The 16,949-nt window shown below is 35.0% G+C and carries 14 protein-coding genes; all 14 read left to right on the forward strand.

What is annotated here, in order from left to right; all coding sequences use genetic code 11:
- Positions 1-85: 85 nt before the first annotated feature.
- Positions 86-1,639: an adenine deaminase gene (gene ade, locus X925_RS02175; protein ID WP_233187717.1), complete on the forward strand. Its 1,554-nt coding sequence runs from the start codon at positions 86-88 to the stop codon at positions 1,637-1,639.
- Positions 1,640-1,662: 23 nt separating this feature from the next.
- Positions 1,663-2,985 (forward strand): NCS2 family permease, encoded by a 1,323-nt coding sequence (locus tag X925_RS02180; protein ID WP_121515413.1) that lies wholly within the window; start codon positions 1,663-1,665, stop codon positions 2,983-2,985.
- A 29-nt stretch (positions 2,986-3,014) separates the two neighbouring features.
- Positions 3,015-3,632: an NTP transferase domain-containing protein gene (locus X925_RS02185; RefSeq protein ID WP_121515414.1), complete on the forward strand. Its 618-nt coding sequence runs from the start codon at positions 3,015-3,017 to the stop codon at positions 3,630-3,632.
- Complete coding sequence (locus X925_RS02190; RefSeq protein ID WP_121515415.1) at positions 3,629-4,633, forward strand: ABC transporter substrate-binding protein; 1,005 nt, start codon at positions 3,629-3,631, stop codon at positions 4,631-4,633. The genes X925_RS02185 and X925_RS02190 overlap by 4 nt, the downstream gene beginning before the upstream one ends.
- Positions 4,634-4,665: 32 nt before the next feature.
- On the forward strand, positions 4,666-5,709 hold the full coding sequence (locus tag X925_RS02195) for an iron ABC transporter permease (protein ID WP_121515416.1): 1,044 nt from the start codon (positions 4,666-4,668) through the stop codon (positions 5,707-5,709).
- Positions 5,706-6,467 (forward strand): ABC transporter ATP-binding protein, encoded by a 762-nt coding sequence (locus tag X925_RS02200; protein WP_121959002.1) that lies wholly within the window; start codon positions 5,706-5,708, stop codon positions 6,465-6,467. Before X925_RS02195 ends, X925_RS02200 begins: the two co-directional genes overlap by 4 nt.
- A 43-nt stretch (positions 6,468-6,510) precedes the next feature.
- Complete coding sequence (glgX, locus tag X925_RS02205; RefSeq protein WP_121959003.1) at positions 6,511-8,667, forward strand: glycogen debranching protein GlgX; 2,157 nt, start codon at positions 6,511-6,513, stop codon at positions 8,665-8,667.
- A 21-nt stretch (positions 8,668-8,688) separates the two neighbouring features.
- Positions 8,689-10,353, forward strand: a complete 1,665-nt coding sequence (locus tag X925_RS02210; protein WP_121959004.1) for a formate--tetrahydrofolate ligase — start codon at positions 8,689-8,691, stop codon at positions 10,351-10,353.
- A gap of 78 nt (positions 10,354-10,431) precedes the next feature.
- The gene (locus X925_RS02215; RefSeq protein WP_121959005.1) at positions 10,432-11,247 is read left to right on the forward strand and encodes a bifunctional 5,10-methylenetetrahydrofolate dehydrogenase/5,10-methenyltetrahydrofolate cyclohydrolase; all 816 of its coding nucleotides are present in this window, start codon (positions 10,432-10,434) and stop codon (positions 11,245-11,247) included.
- A gap of 2 nt (positions 11,248-11,249) precedes the next feature.
- Positions 11,250-12,422, forward strand: coding sequence for a MalY/PatB family protein (locus X925_RS02220; protein ID WP_121959006.1), 1,173 nt, complete (start codon positions 11,250-11,252; stop codon positions 12,420-12,422).
- Positions 12,423-12,468: 46 nt separating this feature from the next.
- Positions 12,469-13,344, forward strand: coding sequence for an L-serine ammonia-lyase, iron-sulfur-dependent, subunit alpha (sdaAA, locus tag X925_RS02225; RefSeq protein WP_121959007.1), 876 nt, complete (start codon positions 12,469-12,471; stop codon positions 13,342-13,344).
- Between the two features lie 53 nt (positions 13,345-13,397).
- Positions 13,398-14,087: an L-serine ammonia-lyase, iron-sulfur-dependent subunit beta gene (sdaAB, locus tag X925_RS02230; protein ID WP_121959008.1), complete on the forward strand. Its 690-nt coding sequence runs from the start codon at positions 13,398-13,400 to the stop codon at positions 14,085-14,087.
- Between the two features lie 295 nt (positions 14,088-14,382).
- Positions 14,383-16,116, forward strand: coding sequence for a phospho-sugar mutase (locus X925_RS02235; RefSeq protein ID WP_121959009.1), 1,734 nt, complete (start codon positions 14,383-14,385; stop codon positions 16,114-16,116).
- 29 nt (positions 16,117-16,145) lie between these two features.
- Positions 16,146-16,949, forward strand: an 804-nt coding sequence (locus tag X925_RS02240; protein ID WP_146026673.1) for a tyrosine-type recombinase/integrase, incomplete at its 3' end; no start/stop codon positions are given.

Below are 16,949 nucleotides of genomic sequence, written 5' to 3' on the forward strand. Positions count from 1 at the left end.
AAGAAGGTATATGAGATGGAGGACGGTCTAGTGGGTTTGGTTATGTTTCAAGCAGAAGGCGGCATACGAGATCTAGTACGGTCTCGTGGGCTCGGAGAGGAGTATAAGAGACAGCATATCTCCTGGTTTTATAGATGCCCATCTACATTTGGAAAGTGCAATGGTCACGATAGAAGAATTCGCTAAAACAGTCATCCCACTAGGGACGTTGACTCTTGTTGCAGATCCACATGAGATAGCAAATGTAGCTGGGGAAGTTGGTATAAAATATTTCTTGACAATTGGGAACAATTTACCTTGGAATTTTAATTTAATGATACCCTCTTGTGTGCCTGTTACTCCTTTCGATAAATCAGGATCGGTACTTAATGCTGAAAAAATAAAAGAATTAATGGCAGAAGGAAGCTTTTTTGGTCTTGGTGAAGTTATGGATTATGAAGGAGTCATAACAGGACAAGATTATATTTGGGATAAGATTGAGCTAATGAAGAATTATTTTATTGATGGTCATGCACCAAAACTGGAAGGAAATTTTTTAAACGCATATCTTTTAGCCGGAATCATGGCTGATCACGAAACCACATCCCCTGATGAAGCATTGGAAAAGGTTTCAAAAGGGATGTACATAATGGTAAGAGAAGGTTCAGTAACGAGGGATCTTCAAAGCTTGTTGCCTGCAATTAACGATAAAAATAACTGTAGCTTTTTATTTGCCACAGATGACAAACATCCTGAAGACCTCCTGTCAGAAGGCCATATAAATTTTATGATTAAAAAGGCTATTAACCTGGGGATGGAACCACTCAGAGCGATAAAACTTGCCACTATAAATGCCGCACGTTCCTTAGGATTACATCGTTTGGGAGGTATTGCTCCAGGATATAAGGCTGATCTTCTGATAATCGACAATTTAGATGATTTGAACGTTTTACAAGTTTACAAAGACGGGCGAAAAGTAGCAGAAAATGGAAAAGCGTTATTCCAGGTTGACTCTAATAACTTTGACAAACCACCTTCAATTTTTCATTCTGTAAATATCGCTCCTATTAAAGAAAGTGATTTCAATATTCCTAAGGGGAAAACCTATCGTGTTATAAACATGATTCATGATCAGATCATCACAGGAGAGGAGTTTTTCTCATTTCCAGAGAGTTTTGAAGAAGAACGATTTATAAGGTATAATATAAATAAAATTGCGGTTGTGGAAAGGCACAAAAGCACTGGAAATGTCGGTTTAGGATTGATAAAGGGTTTTGGATTGGAATCTGGTGCCATAGCGAGCTCCATAGCTCATGACTCTCACAATATTATTGTTATAGGTACAAATTCAAAAGATATGAAGATAGCAGTAGACAAGATAGCAGAAATTCAGGGTGGAATTGTAATTGCTAATAACCAAAATATAGTTGATTTTATAAATTTACCCATCGGAGGGCTTGTTTCTACGGACCCCATTGGAAAAGTTTCCCAAAAGCTTCAAGTACTAAGGAAATTAGCCCGTGATTTAGGGGTCAAAATAAACAGCCCTTTCATGACGTTGGCGTTTATGGGATTACCAGTGGTTCCCAAATTGAAGATAACTTGTGATGGGATATACGACGTTGAAAATCATACTTTTGTATCATTGGTCGTAAATTGATATTTTAAAAGGGGGTTATACTTATGGCAAACACTCAGCAAGAAGGATTTTTTGAAAGGGCTTTCAAGTTAAAAGAGAACGGTACAAACGTTAGAACTGAGGTCTTGGCTGGTATCACAACGTTCATGACGATGGCTTATATCATCTTTGTAAACCCTTCGATCCTCAGCGATGCAGGAATGCCTTTCAACGGGGTCTTCATAGCAACTATAGCGGGGGCAATTTTAGGTACTGTAATGATGGCTTTGCTGACCAATTATCCATTTGCATTGGCTTCAGGAATGGGTTTAAACGCTTTCTTTGCTTATTCAGTCGTAATAGGTATGGGAGTTCCTTGGCAAACCGCTCTCGGAATAGTTTTTTTGGAAGGCATCATCTTTATTATACTTAGTGTTACCCCCGTAAGACAGATGATTGTTAATTCTATTCCTATGAGTCTGAAGACAGGGATAAGTTCTGGGATTGGGTTGTTTATTGCTTTTATAGGTTTGCAAAACGCCGGCATAGTAGTAGCAGATCCCGCAACATTGGTAAGAATGGGAGACTTATTCTCAGGGCCAGCTTTAATAGCGTTATTGGGTCTAATCATCACAGGCATTTTACACGCTTTAAGGATAAAAGGAGCCCTATTGTTAGGAATCATAATAGCTACGATCTTAGGGTTTTTCAACGGAGTTACACCAACACCCCAAGGTGTTGTAGCGTTACCAAGAATGGCTGATTGGTCTCAAGTTTTGTTCCAACTCGATATTAGATCTGCTCTTAATATCGGCATGATAGGTGTTTTGATTTCGTTCTTATTTGTAGATCTATTTGATACAGCAGGTACGTTGGTGGGGGTTAGTCAGCAAGCAGGTTATTTGAAAGAAGACGGTTCTTTACCGAAAGCAGATAAAGCACTCTTAGCTGACGCTATCGCCACCACTGGTGGTGCACTCTTTGGAACCAGTACCGTTACAACATACGTTGAATCTGCTTCAGGCGTATCTGAAGGAGGAAGAACAGGGTTAACAGGTATCGTTGTGGCTATTTTATTCTTCCTTTCTTTATTCTTTCAGCCTATAATAGCTATAGTACCAGGGGCAGCTACCGCCCCAGCATTGATAATCGTCGGGGTAATGATGTTGTCAAATATAAGAAGCATAAAATGGGAGGATTTTACAGAAGTTTTTCCTGCTTTCGTTGCAATGATAGTAATGCCTTTAACTTATTCCATTTCTAATGGAATAGCTTTAGGTTTTATCACCTATCCTTTAATCAAATTATTCACTGGCAAAGGTAAAGAAGTACATTGGTTAGTATACGTTTTGTGTGCGTTATTTATCGTTTACTTTATATGGCTTTAAATCATTTATCTAGGAAGTGACGTTTCGCAATGATATCGGCGGTGGTCTTAGCGGCGGGTGAATCCTTAAGAATGGGGACTCCTAAACAGATTTTACCTTGGGAAAATACAACTGTTTTAGAAAGCATTGTTACCAAACTTATAAAATGCCAATATATAGACAATGAAATAATTGTTGTTTTAGGGGGTAACTATGATAAGATAATTCCAGTTTTTTCGAAGTATGAAGACCACCGTTTGAAAATTGTAAAGAATAATGAATACCAAAAGGGCATGCTAACAAGTGTGTGGAGTGGTTTGAACTCATTATCAAAAAGTTCAGAATACATACTTTTCACACTTGGCGACATGCCTTTAATCAAGATTGAAAGCTTCAACGAACTTATTTACTTTGCAATAAATTCTAAAACAACTATATTGGCACCTATTTATCATGGGAAGAGGGGGCATCCACTGATTGTACACAAAAGCCAGATACCAGATATTTTTCAATTATCAGGACCTGGCGGGTTAAGAACACTTTTAAGTAAACATCCTGAAAGGGTAACTTTGCACGAAGTTAGCGATGAAGGTATTATCATCGATATTGATACAATTGAAGATTACAATATATATCTAAAAAAGCAACAGGGAGATGATAGTAAGTGAAGAGAGGTTCATCCTTTTTTTTGATTTTATTTCTTTTAACTTTCACATACGTATTATTTGCCAACACAATAACGGTTACTGATATGGCTGGAAGGGAGGTAACAATACCCTCTAATATAGAACGTATCGTAACAACTTACAAGCCAGCCACTCAATTTGTATTTGCATTAAACGCCCAAGAAATGCTTGCTGGCGTGGATAATACATCAACAAGAGAAAAATTATTTACTTCAATTTATCCGGAAGTAGAATTGTTAGTAGAAGTGGGTTCAAAAAGAGAAGGGATAAATATTGAAACTGTGGCATCTTTAAATCCCGACTTAGTAATACTATTCCCACATAACCAAGCCGAATTCACTGCTTCCAAATTAGAAACTTTGGGGATATCCACAATTATTATCAATCCTGAAAGTTTAGAAGAAATACGAGAAACGAATAGATTGTTAGGGAAAGTATTGGGATTAGAAGATAGAGCGGAAATTGTAGATAACCAGTTTGACAATATTTTAAAATTGTTGGAAAAGTCTAAAAATTTGCCTGACAATCAGAAAAAAATTGTCTATTTTGCTAATTCTCAGCTATTGGATACAGTAGGAAAAGATATGATGCAAACGGATATGATAGAGTGGGCTGGAGGAATAAATCCAGCAGCACAAACCGACGCGGGGTTCATAAAGATATCACCAGAACAGTTAATAGCTTGGAATCCTGATGTTATAGTTACATCCCAGACATTTCAAGGTGATATAGAGGAGTTGTATAAAGAAGAAAAATATCAAAACGTTAATGCTTTTAAGAACAAACAAATTTACCGGTTCCCTTCAGAGCTTGAACCATGGGATTATCCAAATCCCTCATCTTATTTGGGCATGCTTTGGTTAGCAACAAAAATACATCCCGAACTTTTTTCGGATATCGATTTCAATAAAGTAGCTGACGAGTTTTATTACACTTTGTATGGAGTTTCATACATTGAATTGTTATCTAAAATTGGAAATTAAATCATTAAACTTATTTACATGGAGATATTAATATGCACATTCAAAATAAAAACCAAACTCTAGGTCAACATCAAAAAAGAACACTTCTCTATCTTTTATTAATTCTGTTATTGGTTTTTGTTATTTCACTTTTTGTTGGAAGATACAAAATCTCGATCGTTGAAATTACCAACACTATAAAAAACTTACTCTTACGTAATGATGTTCAAAGTAGTAACGATTGGTTAGTTTTCTTTCATATTCGTTTGCCGAGAATTATATTGGTAATGTTTGTGGGTTCGGTTCTGTCTATAACTGGTGCAACATATCAAAGCGTTTTTAGAAATCCATTAGCCTCTCCATCAATACTTGGCGTATCAGCCGGATCAGCATTTGGAGTAGCTTTGGCTATTTTGATAAATGAAGAGTCTTTAATAGGTACTTACTTATTATCTTTTCTTTTAGGGTTAGTTGCCGTTTTTATTACGTTTTTTATTTCCGTTTGGAGTAAAGTGAAGGGGGTAACCGTACTTGTTTTGGCGGGAATGGCGGTAACCTCTTTCTTCAACGCCTGTGTCTCTTTAGTACAATACTTAGCAGACCCTTATGAAAAGTTACCAAACATAGTATTTTGGTTAATGGGAAGTTTCAACAGGGCAGGTTGGAGAGAAGTATATATTTCATTATTTACAATGCTTCCAGGGATAATAATTCTTCTTATTTTAAGATGGTATTTGAACGTTATGTCTATGGGGGAAGAAGAAGCATTATCCATGGGAATAAATGTTCGAAGAATGAGAATTTTATTGATCATTGTAAGTACCGTTATGGTTGCCCCTACAGTGGCTATAGCTGGTCAAGTAAGCTGGATCGGCTTAGTTACTCCCCATATTGCAAGGTATATAATAGGTGCCAATCATAGGTACATGCTCCCCGCAACGTGCATTTTAGGATCTTTACTTTTGCTTATTATGGACGACATCGCAAGAACTATCACACCTGCCGAAATTCCTATAAGCATTGTTACCGCCTTTATAGGTGCACCTTTTTTTGTCTATCTTTTAGTAAGAAGAAGGGAAAGTGGGTGGAATCAATGATATCTGTAAAAAATATATCCTTTTCATACGACACAGTTGGAGATACCATTAAAAATATAAGTTTTAATTTGAACAAAGGAGAATTAATTGCCCTTTTAGGACCCAATGGTTCAGGTAAAACTACTATACTAAAATGTTTAAACGGAACATTGAAACCAAAAACTGGGGAAATATACATAGAAAATTATAGTATCAAAGATCTAAGTTATAAAGAAATAGCAAAGCTCATAAGTGTAGTTCCTCAAGAACGCTCTGCCGTATTTTCATACCTTGTGATAGATATAGTAGCTATGGGAATAACTCCTTATCTTTCCTTTGGAAGGATGCCTACAAAAAAAGACTACATGGAAGCATACACAAAGTTAGAATTTTTCAATATTCAAGACCTTGCTGAAAAAAATTATAACCAATTGAGTGGTGGAGAAAAACAGTTGGTTCTGATTGCAAGAGCCCTGATGCAAGATACAGATTACTTAATTATGGATGAACCCACGTCCCACTTAGATTTTAAGAATCAACATCTATTGATGAAAGAATTAAAAAAATTGAGTGAAAACGGGAAGGGTGTCATTACAGCTCTTCACGATCCGAATTTAGCTTTAAGATTCTGTGATAGAATAATAATGGTGAAAAATGGTGAAGTAATTTTTAGTGGTGAAAACACCAAAGTTATGAACCCACAAAATCTGCAAATCTTGTACGATACACCAGTTTCAATGAACAAGGTAGAAGATGTCAGTATAATTTACATCAACTAACGAAATGTTATGATAATTTTTTATATTCTTAGAAGGTGACGTTATGGAAGAAACGAAAATTAATGAAAAACTAAAATTTAAGGTCAGCAAAGGATTTCCCGTCTTAGGTGCGACGATAGAAAAAACTGGAGTTAATTTTGGTGTCTTCACTAGAAACGGAACATCGGTTACTTTGGAGATATTTGAAAATTACTATGATGAAGAACCAATTTTCAAATATGTTCTTGATAAAAAAGGAAATAGAACCGGTGACATTTGGCATGTTTTTGTTGAACAAGCAAAAGTTGGGATGTCTTACGGTTGGCGTATAGAAGGACCCTATAAGCCTGAGGAGGGATTTAGGTTCAACAAAAACAAATTACTCTTAGACCCCTATGCCAAAGTTATTGGAGGAACTTTAGATTTTTCGGATGAATCTATTTTTGGTTATGATAAAAACGATCCAAAAAAAGACCTTAGTTGTTCTACTTTAGATTCGGCAAGATCTCAAGTTAAGTCTTTTATTTGGGATAGTCGTGAATATAATTGGAAAAGTGATGAGCATCCACGTTATACACTAAACGACATAATTATTTATGAAATGCATATCAGGTTGTACACAATAAATCCAAATTCTAATGTAGAACATCGAGGAACTTACAAGGGAATCGCGGAAAAAATAAATTATTTAAAAGATTTAGGAGTAAACGCCGTTGAACTCATGCCAATATTCGCTTTTCCTTTGGACGATACCCCCAACGTTAATCCTATCACTGGTGAAAAATTAAAAAATGTATGGGGGTACAATCCAGTAAACTTTTTTGCTGTGACAAGCAATTACAGATACGGCGTAAAAATTGGTGAGGAGATAACCCAGTTTCAAGATTTAGTTTTCGAATTACACAAAAATGGAATAGAAGTAATATTGGACGTTGTTTTTAATCACACAGCAGAAGGAAATGAATTGGGACCAACTCTCAACTTTAGAGGATTGGAAAATTCGGTTTATTATCTATTGAAGAAAGATAACCTAAGATATTATGAAAATTTTTCAGGAACAGGAAACACTATTAATTCTAGTCATTATGTGGTAAAACAAATGATTTTAGATAGCTTGAGGTATTGGGTTTCCGAGATGCATGTGGATGGTTTCAGATTCGATCTAGCTTCTATCTTGGGAAGAGATTCAAAGGGAAATTGGATTGGCGATCTGTCTCTCTTAAAAGACATTGCCGATGATCCAATCTTGGCAGGAACTAAACTCATAGCGGAAGGTTGGGATGCTGCTGGAGGATACTACGTCGGTGATTTTCCTACTGGTTGGGCAGAATGGAACGGAAAGTTCAGAGACACGGTAAGAAGATTTGCGAAAGGGGATAATGGAGTAGTTTCGGATTTAGCAACAAGAATAGCTGGAAGCCCAGACCTTTTTGAAAAAAGAGGTAGAAAGCCTTATCATAGTGTCAATTTTATTACTTCACACGATGGATTTACCATGTGGGATTTAGTCTCCTACAATAACAAGCACAATGAAGCCAATGGGGAAAATAACCGTGATGGAACCAACGCGAATTATAGTTTCAATTACGGGGTTGAAGGGGACAGTAACGACGAAAATATAGTAAAACTTAGAAAACAACAAATTAAAAATTTCATAACAATATTAATGGTATCACAAGGGTTACCCATGATTTTAATGGGTGATGAATTTTGTAGAACTCAATTTGGCAACAACAACGCTTACTGTCAGGATAACCACATTTCATGGGTGGACTGGAGTAGAAAAGCGAAATTCAATGACATTTTTAATTTTACAAAAAATATGATCCATTTTAGAAAAGTTCATTGTGCACTTAGAAGAGACAGATTTTTTACGGGAAGAGATCTAAGTGGTGATGGCATAGCAGACATAACTTGGCATGGAGTCAAACCATTCAAACCTGATTTTGGATATTATTCTCACAGTCTAGCGTTCATGATAAGTGGCGATGACTATATTCAAGGATGTAAAGAAAAAGACAGTGATATATACGTAGCCTTAAATGCTTTCATAAAGGATTTACAATTTGAAATTCCAAAATTACCGAACGGGAAAAAATGGTATAGGGTAGTAGATACATCCCAAGAATCACCCCAAGATTTCCTCTTAGAACCTGCTATAATTCAAGATAATCACTATACAGTAAATTCAAGAAGCTCAATAGTTTTAATTTCAAAATAATTAAAAAGGAGGAGTTTTACAATGCTTTCTGATATTGAAATTGCAAGATCTGCAAAACTTAAAAAAATTGATTTAATTGCCAACGAACTGGATATTCCAGAGGAGTACTACAATCTTTACGGGAAAAATATTGCCAAAGTTTCCCACAAATATTTGAACGAGCTTGACTTCAAAAATGATGGTAATTTAGTAATGGTCACCGCTATTACTCCAACCCCTGCTGGTGAAGGAAAAACTACAACTAGCATCTCTCTATCCATGGCTTTAAACAAAATCCACAAAAGATCAATAGTAACTCTAAGAGAACCTTCTTTGGGCCCAGTAATGGGTATAAAAGGGGGCGCAGCAGGAGGTGGCTACTCTCAAGTCCTTCCTATGGAAGACATAAACTTACATTTCACAGGAGACATTCATGCCGTTTCCTCAGCCCATAACCTAGTATCTGCAGTTTTAGATGATTACATAAAGTACAATAAATGTGACATAGATTCAGCTGAAGTTTCTTGGCCTCGAACTATGGATATGAACGATAGAGCATTAAGGCAAATAATAGTGGCCTTGGGTGGAAAGAAAAACGGTTATCCTAGAGAAGACGGCTTTATTATCACAGCTGCTTCAGAAATAATGGCAATATTATGTTTGACAGAAAATTTAGAAGATTTAAAGAAAAAATTATCTAATATAGTAGTTGCTAGAAATAAAAATAGAGAACCTATAACTGTAAAAGATTTAGAAATCACTGGGGCTCTTTCTGTACTGTTAAAAGATGCGATAAATCCTAACTTAGTACAAACAATAGAAAACACACCTGCTTTCGTTCATGGTGGACCTTTTGCAAATATAGCGCACGGAACCAATTCTATTTTAGCAACTAAACTTGCTTTGAAACTTTCTGATTTTGTTGTAACAGAAACAGGTTTTGGTTCTGATTTAGGAGGAGAAAAATTTTACGATTTTGTTGCTCCAACTTTTGGTCTCAAACCATCTGCAACTGTTTTGGTAGCTACAATAAGGGCTCTAAAATACCATGGAGGCCAAAACCTAAAAGATTTGAATACACCAAACCTTGAAAGTTTAGAAAAAGGGTTACCTAACTTACAGGTTCATGTTGAAAACCTTAAAAAATACAATATCCCTGTTGTTGTCTCTTTAAATAAATTTTACTCAGATACGGATGACGAAATCAATATGGTAAAAGATTATTGCCATAAATTAGGCGTAGAAGTTAGTGTCAATGAAGGATTTGAGAAAGGCTCGGAAGGGGCCATAGATTTAGCTGAAAAAGTAGTAAAAGTTAGTGAACAAAGTTCCGAATTGAAAAGTATTTACGACTTTGAAGATCCTTTAGAAGTTAAAATAGATAAATTAGCAAAAAATATTTATCGTGCAGCCGAGGTTGAATACTCTTCCCAGGCATTATCATCTATAAAATTTTTAAAAAAATACGGATACGAGAATCTCCCTGTAATTGTTGCAAAAACCCAGTATTCCATATCCGACGACCCCAAAAAACTTGGATTCCCAAAGGATTATACTTTTACAATAAGAGATTTTGAACTTTCAGCAGGTGCTGGTTTCATTGTCGCATTGGCGGGAGATATATTGAGAATGCCTGGTCTTTCAAAGGTTCCCAATGCAGTCAACATGGACATAGACAAAGAAGGAAACATCTCCGGGTTGTCATGAGTATTCAAACAGAAAGAGATTTATTTGCTTCATTGAAAACAATAAGATCTAGCTATCGCTTTTAGGGGGTATCACATTATGTTAATCGAAGTAAAAAATATTACTGATAAAATAAAAACAGAAATATCGTCACTTAAAGAAAAACTTTCCTATGAACCTAAGCTAGTAAGTTTAGTTGTTGAACCTGATGAATCTACTAAATCCTATCTCAATTCGCAAAAAAGAAATGCAAAAAAATATGGAATCAATTTAGAAATCATTGAAAGTACTAATTTAATTAATGATTTAAAAAAATATAACGAAGACGATGAAACTGATGCTATCTTTGTGGCAAGACCTTTAAAGAAAGGATACACTGAATTAGATATAGCAAAACACATCAATCCTGAAAAAGATGTGGAAGGGGTAAGTTTATACAACATCGGTTCAATGTTCTACGAAAAAGAATTATTTGTACCTTGTACTGCTGACGCTGTAGTGAAAATAATAGAAGATACAACTGACGTTAAAGGGAAGAATATTGTTATACTCGGGAGAAGTACTACGGTAGGAAAACCTGCTGCTCTAATGCTCCAAAGACACGGAAGAGATGCAACAGTCACCGTCACACATACAAAAACTAAGAATTTAAAAGAGATAGCAAAAAGTGCAGATATTTTGGTTGCAGCAATAGGTAAGGCTAATTTCGTTGATAGAACTTTTGTAAGAAATGGAATGATTGTAATCGATGTAGGTATTAACGTAGTAGATGGTAAGATAGTTGGTGATGTCGATAAAGGTGTCTCAGAAATTTGCCAATTAACACCTGTACCCGGCGGAGTTGGAAGTGTTACCACAGCTATTCTTATGAGAAATGTTTTTAGAGCAGCCATCAATAAAAAAGGAGATTTATAATCTTGAAGTACGATTTTGATGAAATAGTTGATAGAAGGAATACAGAATCCGCAAAATGGAAAGCCGTTAAAAAACTTTATGGTAGAGATGACATTATTCCAATGTGGGTTGCCGACATGGATTTTAAATCTCCACCTGAAGTGATTGAAGTATTAAAAAAACGAGCAGAACACGGAATATTTGGTTATCCAATGTTAGATGATGATTACTTCGATCCTTTTATAAATTGGATAGAGACTAAGCATGGTTGCAAGATAAAAAAAGAGTGGATAGTAACAACTGACGGTGTCGTTGATGCCTTAAAAATTGCCATACTTGCCTACTCCAAACCAGGAGATAACGTTGTAATTCAAACACCTGTTTACTATCCTTTTTATAACATAATACAATCCAACGGACGAGTGATATTAAGAAATCCACTAAAATTTGAAAACAAAAGTTATAGAATGGACTTTGATGATTTAGAAAAGAAATTCTCACTCAAAAGAACAAAATTATTCATCTTATGTAATCCGCACAACCCAGTTGGAAGGGTATGGAAACGTGAAGAATTAGAAAAGCTAGTCCAATTATGTATTAAATATAATGTCATCTTGTTGTCGGACGAAATACATTCAGATCTGGTATTTTCTCCTAATAAACATATCCCCATATTTTCGATCTCAGAAGATATAAAAAATACATCTTTAACTTTTTACGCTCCAAGTAAAACCTTTAATTTGGCTGGATTAAAGGCGTCATTCGTTGTTATTCCTAGTGAACAATTAAGAACGGAATACAAAAACGTGATCGAAAGTCTTGCAAGCGAATCTTTAAATATTTTTGGAATGGTTGCAGCTAAAGTTGCTTACGAACAAGGTAAAAACTGGCTTGACGATTTACTTAATTACTTGAGAGGCAATATAGATTACGTATACGATTTTTTCAATAAAAAACTACCTAATGTAAAATTGCAAAAACCCGAAGGAACATATTTAATGTGGCTAGATTTTCGGGCATATGGGGATGAACAAAAGGTCAAAGAAATACTTGTAAACAACGCGAAAGTTGGTTTAGAAGAAGGCAGTATCTTTGGAGAAGAAGGTAACGGCTTTTTTAGAATGAATATTGGATGCCCTAGATCTATTTTACAAAAAGCATGCAACAGTATTTATGATGCTTTTAAAGATTTATAAAAGTACAAATAGACACTAAAGTTATTCATTGTAAGAGGAGGATTTAATGTATCACTCTGCAAAACAATTACTAGAACTTTGTGAAAAACAACGAAAACCAATTTATGAAATAGTTATAGAGGAAGAATGTAAATCTTCTGGATCTGATCCAGAAATAATTATCTCCCAAATGAAAGAAATTTTATCTGTCATGGAGCACTCCTCTCAAAGTACCTTAAATAAAAAGGTATCTACTTTATCGGGAATGATGGGGGGAGATGCTCAACGGGTTAATGAATATCAAAAGAATGCTAAGACCCTTTTAGGGGTTATTCCTAACAAAGCAATGGCTATGGCTCTTTCAACTGCTGAGGTCAATGCTTCTATGGGCAAAATTGTAGCTGCTCCTACGGCTGGTTCTTCTGGTATACTGCCGGCTGTATTGATGATCATTAAAGAAAGTTTATACTTGAACGAAGAGGATTTAATACATGCCCTTTTTGTAGCATCTGGAATTGGACAAGTCATTGGACAAAACGCTACCTTTTCTGGTGCTGAAGGTGGATGTCAAGTAGAGTGTGGTTCAGCTGCAGCTATGGCTGCGGGAGCTGCAGTGTTTGCTTCAGAAGGAAACAATGAACAAATCTTTCATGCAGCCTCTATTGCACTCATTAATATCATGGTCTTGGTATGTGATCCTATTGCTGGTTTAGTAGAGTTTCCCTGTATTCTCAGAAACGCCTCAGGAGCTTTAAATGCTTTGTCTGCAGCAGACCTGGCTCTTGCTGGGGTAAAATCTATGGTACCTTTTGATGAAGTGGTAAAAGCAATGTACAAAGTTGGGAAAGCACTACCAGAAAACTTAAGAGAAACAGGGCTTGGTGGCATAGCTGGCACTCCAACGGGCTGTGCCATAAGAAACTCTTTGCTTAAGAATGGTTAAACTTTGTTACTTTCATTGCAATAATATCAGAAAGATAAAGAAAGGGATATCATATGAAAAATTTTGGTATTTTCGATGTAATTGGTCCAATTATCATTGGTCCTTCCAGTTCTCATACTGCTGGTGCTGCTAGAATCGCCCTAGTAGCGAGGCGTATAGCAGGAATAGGTTATAATCATGTGGATTTTTTTCTTCATGGTTCTTTTGCAGCTACTTACAAAGGCCATGGAACCGATAAGGCTCTTGTTGGAGGAATATTAGGGTTTGAGCCTAGTGATCTACGTATTAAGAATTCTTTTTTACATGCCAAAGAGGCAGGAATTACTTATAATTTTATTTCTGTTAACTTGGATGACGTCCATCCTAATACCGTAAAAATTGAATTTCATTACCCCAATGGAAGTTGTTTTTATGTAATCGGTTCTTCTATCGGTGGGGGAAATATTGAAATCACTAATATTAATGGTACCTCTGTTATTTTTACTGCAGAAAATCCTACTTTACTTTTTAGATACAAAGAGCAAAAAGGAATGATTGCTTATATTTCCAATGCTTTGTACTCCAAAGGACATAATATTGATTTAATGAGAACCATCAAAGAAGATGATGAGGTACTTCTCATTGTAGAACTAAATGAAAGCATAGATTCTGATCTCTATGAATCAATAAAAAACGGGAAGTCCTTTTTATTTAGCAAATATATTTATGTACCCATTTCAAAAATAGGTAAAAGCAATGATTAAATAGAATTTAAATATTTAATATTGAAGGTTATAAAAAGTTCGTTAAAATGATGGTTTCAAAGTTTCTAAAGACACTAAACACATAGACTCTTTAGAAATAAAAAGATTTTCAAAAACAAGATTTTGATTTTAAAAGGGTCACAGGGCGGAGCCCTCCCCAATCGTGGGTGGGTTGCCAGGCGAAGCTATACTCCTTTATCCTTATGGGCGGGCTGCGGGGCGAAGGGGCGCTGTGTATAAAGTTTTAATATTTCCAAAAACGGTAAAAAACGCAAAACTAAGGAGGTAACTAACTTTGAGAGACTACAAAAAAATCTACTACGATTGGTTAAATAGTCCATATATTGATGAAAAAGCAAAAGAAGAGTTAAAAAGTATTGAAAACAATCCAAAAGAGATAAAAGAAAGATTCTACAAGGATCTCGAATTTGGAACAGCTGGATTGAGAGGAAAGTTAGGTATAGGTACTAATATGATGAACATATACACTGTAGGCAGAGCATCTCAAGCGCTTGCCGATTATATAACTGATTTTGGTGAAGAAAGGATGAAAATGGGCGTTGTAATAGCCTACGATGTAAGGCACTTTTCCAAGGAATTCGCAAAAGAATCAGCATTAATCCTTGCAGCTAATGGCGTTAAAGCTTATTTATTTGATAATATTAGGCCCACACCCGTTTTATCTTTTGCTGTGAGATATTTAAAAACTACCGCTGGAATAGTCGTTACCGCTAGTCACAATCCGAAAGATTACAATGGCTACAAAGTGTATTGGGATCAAGGATCTCAAATATTAGATGATGTCGCCAATGGAATAGTTGAAAAGATTGAAAATATTGGATACGATTTTAGTAAAATTAAAAAAATAAGTGAAGAAGAAGCACTTAACAAGAATTTACTTCAATATATTTCAAAAGAAGTCGATGAAGAATACATTCAAAGAGTTGAAAGTTTGGCATTAAGGGATGAAGATGTAGATAAAAATATAAAAATAGTTTATACACCTTTGAATGGAACATCAATCAATTTTGTCAGAAGGGTACTAAAAGATAGAGGTTTTAAAAATGTATTCATAGTTAAAGAACAAGAACTACCTGATCCAGATTTCAAAAGCGTTGCCAACCCAAATCCAGAATACGAAGTCGCTTTTGAAGAGGCAAAGAAATTAGGTTATGAAAAAAATGCCTTATTACTTTTGGCAAATGATCCTGATGGAGATAGAACCGCTTTAGAAATTTTAGATGACAACAATTACAAGATGTTAAATGGTAACCAAGTTGGAGCCCTTTTGGTTAATTACATACTGGAAAGCAAGAGAGAAAAAGGAATTTTAGAAGATAATTCTGTTATAATAAAATCGATTGTAACAGGAGATCTTACAAAAAGAATTGCAAAAAAACATAACGTTACTGTTATTGAAACACTCACGGGATTTAAAAATATTTGTGGGAAAGAAAATGAATTAGAAAAAGAAGGTAAGAAAAAATTTCTCTTTGGTTTCGAAGAAAGTATTGGTTATATATACGGCACCTTTGTGAGAGATAAAGATGGTATTATTGCCTCAATGCTTATATCAGAGATGTCTGGTTACTACTCTAAAAAAAATAAGACTTTACTTGACGTATTAGAAGATATTTATCAGGAGTTCGGTTACGAATTAGAAAATAATTATTCCCTTGTTTTAGAAGGGGTTGAAGGCCAAGAAAGAATAAAGAGAATAATGGAAAAATTTAGAAACGACTTCCCCAAAGAAATTGGGGATCTCAAACTTGAGCAATACGCTGATTATTTGAAAAGAAAGCTATACAATTTAACAACAGGCGAAATTAACGATATAACCGATATACCTTCTTCTGATGTTTTAAGATTCTGGTTTAACGATGGTTCATGGTATGCAATTAGGCCTTCTGGCACGGAACCAAAACTTAAAATATACATATATTCAAACGATAAAGAAAAAGAAAAATCAAAAGCAAAGCTCACTTTAATTAAAAATACCGTTGATAGTATCATAGAACACGTTGTTTAGCGTTTCACACCTTATTGGGGGAAAAAACTATGATGGATATAGATAATACATTAGACTCTATAAAAGATAAAGACAAAATCGAAGGATATATCTCAGAATTTTTATCCTATCTGAAATTTGTCAAAAGAAGGGCCGACTCAACCATATATGAATATAAAAAAATATTGAACGGGTATAAAAAGTTCGTTCAAAAGTATGGTTTTACTCGAGGCTGCTTTCTTAAATATCTTGAAGATATCTCAAATCTATCTCAAAGAACGATAAAACTTAGGATAGTTGTTATAAAATCTTTTTTAAACTATCTATACGAAAATGATGAAATATCTGGTAAAAAATATTGGAAAGATGCAAATGCAAAGATCCCAAGTGACGTTCCTAAAGGCTTGACAGAAAATCAAATAAAAGTTTTTTTCTCCGTTATTGAAGATAAATTTGACAAAACTTTTTATTCATTATTATTAAAAACAGGTTTAAGAATTTCAGAAGCCTTATCGTTAGAAAAAGAACAGATTATTTTTTACAACGATCATGCTGAACTTGTTATAAATGGGAAAGGAAACAGAGTAAGATATCTAAAAATTTCAAAACAATACGCAGAACAGTTAGTAACCTTTTCGGAAGAAAGCACTCCGAACGGGGTTCAAGGTAAGAAGTATATCTTTTCAAATGACAAAGATGTCCCCATAACTTCTAGAACTATGGAAAGAAGATTTCAAGATTACGTTATAAAAGCCAACAAAAAAATCGATCAATTGAGGATAAACGGTTATAACAATATAAATTATATTAACGCAACACCTCATGCTTTAAGACATACATGCGCAAAAAGACTT

It is taken from the genome of Petrotoga sp. 9T1HF07.CasAA.8.2, from assembly GCF_002895585.1.
GTDB classification, from domain to species: Bacteria; Thermotogota; Thermotogae; order Petrotogales; family Petrotogaceae; genus Petrotoga; species Petrotoga mobilis.

Excerpts from the sequence above, each read along its gene's own strand:
- X925_RS02180 (WP_121515413.1), top strand. The coding sequence starts at position 1,663 with ATGGCAAACACTCAGCAAGAAGGATTTTTTGAAAGGGCTTTCAAGTTA.
- X925_RS02185 (WP_121515414.1), top strand. The coding sequence starts at position 3,015 with ATGATATCGGCGGTGGTCTTAGCGGCGGGTGAATCCTTAAGAATGGGG.
- X925_RS02195 (WP_121515416.1), top strand. The coding sequence starts at position 4,666 with ATGCACATTCAAAATAAAAACCAAACTCTAGGTCAACATCAAAAAAGA.
- X925_RS02200 (WP_121959002.1), top strand. The coding sequence starts at position 5,706 with ATGATATCTGTAAAAAATATATCCTTTTCATACGACACAGTTGGAGAT.
- glgX (WP_121959003.1), top strand. The coding sequence starts at position 6,511 with ATGGAAGAAACGAAAATTAATGAAAAACTAAAATTTAAGGTCAGCAAA.
- X925_RS02210 (WP_121959004.1), top strand. The coding sequence starts at position 8,689 with ATGCTTTCTGATATTGAAATTGCAAGATCTGCAAAACTTAAAAAAATT.
- X925_RS02215 (WP_121959005.1), top strand. The coding sequence starts at position 10,432 with ATGTTAATCGAAGTAAAAAATATTACTGATAAAATAAAAACAGAAATA.
- sdaAA (WP_121959007.1), top strand. The coding sequence starts at position 12,469 with ATGTATCACTCTGCAAAACAATTACTAGAACTTTGTGAAAAACAACGA.
- sdaAB (WP_121959008.1), top strand. The coding sequence starts at position 13,398 with ATGAAAAATTTTGGTATTTTCGATGTAATTGGTCCAATTATCATTGGT.